Origin of the sequence: Microcystis sp. M53602_WE12 (assembly GCF_030065455.1) — a bacterium.
GTDB classification, from domain to species: Bacteria; Cyanobacteriota; Cyanobacteriia; order Cyanobacteriales; family Microcystaceae; genus Microcystis; species Microcystis aeruginosa.
Genome location: NZ_JASJFB010000028.1, coordinates 1 through 5,172 on the forward strand (window position 1 = coordinate 1; position 5,172 = coordinate 5,172).

The 5,172-nt window shown below is 42.4% G+C and carries 5 protein-coding genes and 2 pseudogenes; 2 read left to right on the plus strand and 5 right to left on the minus strand.

Going from position 1 to position 5,172, the window contains the following annotated elements; all coding sequences use genetic code 11:
- Both PX482_RS01090 and lipB read right to left on the minus strand, forming a co-directional pair.
- Positions 1 to 1,157, minus strand: a 1,157-nt coding sequence (locus PX482_RS01090) for a pentapeptide repeat-containing protein (RefSeq protein WP_288121970.1), incomplete at its 3' end; no start/stop codon positions are given.
- Between the two features lies 1 nt (position 1,158).
- Entirely contained in the window at positions 1,159 to 1,827 is a 669-nt protein-coding gene (lipB, locus tag PX482_RS01095; RefSeq protein ID WP_079208926.1) for a lipoyl(octanoyl) transferase LipB, read from the minus strand.
- A 75-nt stretch (positions 1,828 to 1,902) separates the two neighbouring features.
- On the opposite strand from lipB, the pseudogene PX482_RS01100 reads away from it, so the two are divergent.
- Both PX482_RS01100 and PX482_RS01105 read left to right on the plus strand, forming a co-directional pair.
- Positions 1,903 to 2,103 (plus strand): annotated as a pseudogene (locus PX482_RS01100) (DUF2887 domain-containing protein); the annotation flags it as partial.
- 45 nt (positions 2,104 to 2,148) lie between these two features.
- Positions 2,149 to 2,400, plus strand: a pseudogene (locus tag PX482_RS01105) (DUF29 domain-containing protein); the annotation flags it as partial.
- A 53-nt stretch (positions 2,401 to 2,453) separates the two neighbouring features.
- Here PX482_RS01105 and PX482_RS01110 read toward each other — a convergent pair.
- From PX482_RS01110 to PX482_RS01120, 3 genes are read right to left on the minus strand one after another with little or no spacing between them, the layout of a single operon-like run.
- The gene (locus tag PX482_RS01110) at positions 2,454 to 3,788 is read right to left on the minus strand and encodes a flotillin family protein (RefSeq protein ID WP_002757817.1); all 1,335 of its coding nucleotides are present in this window, start codon (positions 3,786 to 3,788) and stop codon (positions 2,454 to 2,456) included.
- A gap of 28 nt (positions 3,789 to 3,816) precedes the next feature.
- Positions 3,817 to 4,158: a hypothetical protein gene (locus PX482_RS01115; RefSeq protein WP_002757816.1), complete on the minus strand. Its 342-nt coding sequence runs from the start codon at positions 4,156 to 4,158 to the stop codon at positions 3,817 to 3,819.
- Positions 4,159 to 4,206: 48 nt separating this feature from the next.
- Complete coding sequence (locus tag PX482_RS01120) at positions 4,207 to 4,773, minus strand: hypothetical protein (protein ID WP_002784990.1); 567 nt, start codon at positions 4,771 to 4,773, stop codon at positions 4,207 to 4,209.
- Positions 4,774 to 5,172: the final 399 nt, after the last annotated feature.

The following is a 5,172-nucleotide window of genomic DNA, read 5'->3' on the forward strand; positions in this document are numbered from 1 at the left end:
TTTTTCACCCCGGTAAAATTGACATTTTCTACCACTGCTCCCGTGTGTTCTCCGCTGTCATAATTGGGGGGAACGGTACGACTGCGGGGGGTAGCATTTTCTAGGGAACCATAAAATAAACGCATCCCTTTCATATCTGCCCCTCTTAAATTAGCTTCGTAGAGAATTGTCCGCGATACATTTGCTTTCACCAAATCGCTATAACTTAAATCGGCCCGCACCATATTCGCTTCGCTTAAATCCGTCCAGCGCAAATCCTGCCCAGAAATGTCGGCCCCCGCTAACATTACCCCCAATTGTACTACTCTTGTACCGAACTCTCGATCCTCCGCATAACCCCCTTCCCCGTCTAGAATCGGTCTGCCTAGATAACGATCGCGTTTAATCGGTGATAATAGCCGCGATTGACTCAAAAAACGCAGTATTTTCGCTTTTCCAGAGGCATCGACACTGCTGAGGATGGAAGCGGTGCGACCTTCTGCGATCGCTCTTTCCTGGGGCCAATCTTCTAAAAATCCCTCCTCATCCAAGGCTAGATCGGAAATGCCCTGAAAATAGGAATCGATCGTCTGTTGTTGGGTAATGCGATTTTGCTGTATGGTTAAATCCTTAGAAATAACGTACTGTTCCCAGGCCACATAGACGGCTAACACGGCGATCATAATCTGTCCCAAGGCCCCCACCCACTCGGCCCAGGAACCAAACTCATCGTATTTAAAACTCTCTAACCATCGCAATATTCGCCCGTAAACTCCTAAATATTTCCCTAATCCGGCCAGAGCAGCTATAAAAACTATAAAGGCAAAAACCGTCTGACGTTCAGAGGGAGTGAGATAATGGGCGATCCACTGGCGAATAGAGGGCAAAATCACCTGTAAAGATATTAATATCGCTACTATCGCCCCAGAAAAGCCTAACCAGTCCCAGCTAAAGACCAGGCCGATGGTCATCACCATCAGGGGGGCCAGTAGTAACCCCGCATTACCCGGTCGAAGATCTTTTAATAGTAGGATGCGCTGACGCACGGGATTACGCGAAGATAAAGAGGAGACGTATTCAGAAGCATCGGGGGGCGATAAACTGGTTTTACCGTTATTTTCGGGGTTATCGTCCCTATTTTCCGCGGCGAGTTTTTCTGGGTCTTTGCGATCGCTCATGTTAATCCTTGTCAAGAGAAAATAATTCCACACCGAAAACTGAGGCGAAAACTCTCGATAAATCTTGCTGTACTTGCATAAGACTAATATTAGGCAGAAACTGCCGTAAACTGCCCACGGGTTTATTAGCAATCCCACAGGGAATAATCTCGGCAAAACCGCTTAAATCTGGACAAACATTGATGGCAAAACCATGATAGGTAATCCAATGACTAACTTTAATACCGATCGCCGCTATTTTATACCCTTCTACCCATACCCCCGTCAGGCCCGCGATTCTTTCCCCCGACAATCCATAAATAGCGATAGTTTGCAGGATGACTTCTTCCAATTGTCGCAAATACCAGTGTAAATCCTGCCGATAATAGCGCAAATTGAGGATCGGATAGCCCACTAACTGCCCCGGACAGTGATAGGTGACTTCGCCTCCTCGCTCGATTCGGTACACTTCTTTGTCGGTTTTGTCAAGATTAAATTTAATAAACTTAATATCTGAACCAGTACCGAGGGTGTAAACGGGGGGATGTTCCAGCAGCAGCAGCACATCGGGTAAGTCAGGATTAGCAATTCTCGCCTCCACCAGCGATCGCTGTTGCGACCAAGCGAGAGAATAGGGAGTAATTGCCTGAATTTTTAGCCCACAGAGACGAGGCATTTTTTGAGCATTCATCGAGAGATGTGATTGTTCAAATTATTTAAGAAATGTGGAAGATCACCAAGGAAAATTAAAAGAAGGGAAGAAGAGATGTTGGGGAGAATAATAAGCACTAATCTAAAGTTATCTCATCTATCATCTCTTGGGATCAGTATCCTCCAGTTTATCCTCATCGGCGCAAAAAAAGCACCAAAACAAGTTCAATCCTTGATTGAGCAAACCCACCAACAGGTTGTTGACCCTAACAATCAAAGAAATGTTATCGAGTTAATCGAGAAGATTATTATCTACAAATTTACTCACCATGGCACTGCTCTAAGATGGAGACAATCAATTATGCTAGGTGTTCACGCATTAAAACAACTCTATGAGATTGATGACTCTCAATGGCTAGGAGAAACCATTAGCCTACTCAGAAATCATCAATTTCAACAGCTAGACTTAGAACATTTAATCGAGGAATTAGAGGATTTGGGCAAAGAAAAGAAAAATGCTGTAGCCAGTCTTTTAGAACAGGTTATCCGCCATTTATTATTCCTGCAATACTGGAGCAAGGAAGCAGAATATAAGACAATTTATTGGCAGGAATAAATCGATAACTTCCGTACTCAATAAAATCAGGCTAGTATGTTTTCTGACTGCTATTTTTCAATTTTATTGGTGAGAGTTCCGACCACATCAATACCGAGGGTTTGATGGACACTGGCGAGGAATTGATTGACGATTTCGGGATAGACTTTAATCAGGGTAGCGAGGGATTTCCCATCACCATTATCAACAATATTAACTCGCTCGAGGTGTAAGCGTTTAGGAATTTTGATCGCTTCTTCTAGGATAGTTTCTAACTGTTGAATCAAGAAAATTGCCTCTGCTTCGCTGCCGGTATTTTGCCAGACTTCCGCGAATAATTCGTTAACCAAGGCTTCAGCTTTGGCATTTTCTTCAAAAATTGCCGCTTCTCCTCTAGCGCGGAAAGTTTCGGCTTCCTGCTGCGCTTCTGCGGGTAAAACTTGATCTGCTTGGAGACGTAATCTTTCTAATTCTGCTCTGACCTGTTGCAATTTTTCCTCAACTATAGCACGTTTTTCCTTAGCGGCGGCGATAGTTATTTCTTCTTCCGATTTTGCCTGTTGTTCCAGTTTTGCCTTTAACTTTCTCAATTCGTTTTCTTGCTCTAAAATGATAATTTGATCGCGGGTTTTAGCCACGGTTGCCTGTTCCTCACATTCCGCGACTATTTGTTCAGCTTCATTGAGTGCATTTGATTCAGCAATTTCAGCATCACGCATGACTAAAGCGATTCTTTCCCGTCCGAGGGAGTTAAGATAATCCACGTCATCGGCAACATTTTGAATTTTGAGAGTATCAATTTCTAAACCGAGTTTAAACAGATCTTGACTGACGTTACTGGTAATACTTTCGGCAAATTTTAGGCGATCTTCGTTCACTTGTTCTGGGGTCATTGTTGCGACTACACCCCGCAAGTTTCCTTCTAAAGTTTCTTTAGCTACGCGAATAATTTCTTCTCGATCTCGATCTAAAAAACGTTCGATCGCATTGCCGACTATTTCAGGTTTAGAACTAACTTTCACGTTAGCAATTGCCACGATATTCAGGGGAATATTGCCCTTAGAATAGGCATTTTTAATCTCAATTCTGATCGGGGTTGTGGTGACATCCATGCGTTTAACGGTTTCTAAAATTGGAATACGAATCGCCCGACCCCCCGATATCACTCGATAACCTGCATCTTGTCTATCTTTTGATTTGCGTTTCATCCCACTCAGGATTACTACTTCATTGGGTTTGCAAATACACAAAAAAGCATTGATAAACCAAATCGCACCAATCCCCAGAAATATCAATAAAGCAATGGGAACACTATTCAACAATAAATTACCAGCACTGTTGTTGTGATTGTTGTCGTCTTGATTGGGATTGATTTGGATGAGATAGGAATTATTTTGACTATTCATAGTTAGTTACCCTTTGGTTTAGAAGAAATTACAAATCGCCTCTGATATACTTTTCCGCAATGACTAAAACTTTATTGTCCTGGAAATTGAGGATAAATGCTTGATCCCCGACATTAAATTGTTCTTCCCCTTCCGTTATCGCTACTATATCGATCAGACTATCCCCGACATTAACTCGCACTTTCCCCTTGCTATTTTTATCGAAGGGGATTTGAACAACTCCGATTAAACCGATGAGAGAGTGATAATCGACGATACTATTTACCTGTTGGTTGCAGCGTCTTAACTTGACTAAAATTAGGAGTAGAATGGCCAAACCAATACCTACCCCTAAAGAAATTAAAACGATTGTGAGCAGTTGAGCATTCATAGTTTAGTTATTTACCGTTATAGTTGCCCCCAATCTAATTAACGTTAACTAATTCGAGACTTCGGCCATTTCAATCACGCGATCAGCATTATCTTTGACCAAAAAATTTAAAGGTTTATTGCGACGAACTTTATACTTTAAGCGTCGTGATTCCACCCGCATCAGAATTTGTTCTAAACAATCGTGATCAAAACAAACGTGACGATGACGATCCTTATAACCCGCGGTTGCTCCAGCAACGATGTGCAGTTGGGTATTTTTCTTTAACTGATACCATAAACCCTGGGGTTGATCTCCCAAAGAAGGGTTGGCAGTAGTCACAGCCGGATTACTAGACATATAAAATGGGTCAATCATATTATTGCCCATCGTCTGCTCATAATTGTAATAGTAATGGAGGGGGACATCGGCCGTGGGTAAATTTAAAAGTCCTTCATAAAATTGTCGGGCTGTCTCCAAATCTGTCACCATGATTGTATGAACTTTTGGGGCGCTAGTTAGAAACATCCACATGGCTAAAGCATAAGCGGCCAGAAGCATAACCATAATCCCCTGGGTGGACAGGAGAGTATCAAGGGGTAGGAAAGCGCCGAAGAAAAGATGATTTATCAACACTGATGTGATCCTATTGCCTAAGAATTTCTATCATTCCCTAATTATAATCACGACGCTGAAACTTAAGTGAACAGGGTGAGGAGTGACCAAGTTCCGTACATTTGTATTAAAATGCTCCCTACCCAGTTTAAATGCAGTACAATTGACCTCAAATTCTCCTATGGGATGAATAAGTAGCTGGTTATAATTAGGGCTTGCTGAATAATGGTAAAACCCTTTTAAAATAAAGCTTTTGACCTGTTAAAGTCCGATGTTAGTGCAAGAAAATAGGATTGGGACTTTCAAAAACCTTGCATTATCCTTCTTGTAGTACATCGCTTGGTACAAAAAACAAGGGCAACAAAGCCTGAAACGACCGGCTCCTGACGACCGGCTACTGACTCCTACCCCCAGGAAAAA

Bases quoted from the DNA above. Each gene is read 5' to 3' on its own strand.
- lipB (WP_079208926.1), bottom strand. From the start codon at position 1,827: ATGAATGCTCAAAAAATGCCTCGTCTCTGTGGGCTAAAAATTCAGGCA.
- PX482_RS01110 (WP_002757817.1), bottom strand. From the start codon at position 3,788: ATGAATAGTCAAAATAATTCCTATCTCATCCAAATCAATCCCAATCAA.
- PX482_RS01115 (WP_002757816.1), bottom strand. From the start codon at position 4,158: ATGAATGCTCAACTGCTCACAATCGTTTTAATTTCTTTAGGGGTAGGT.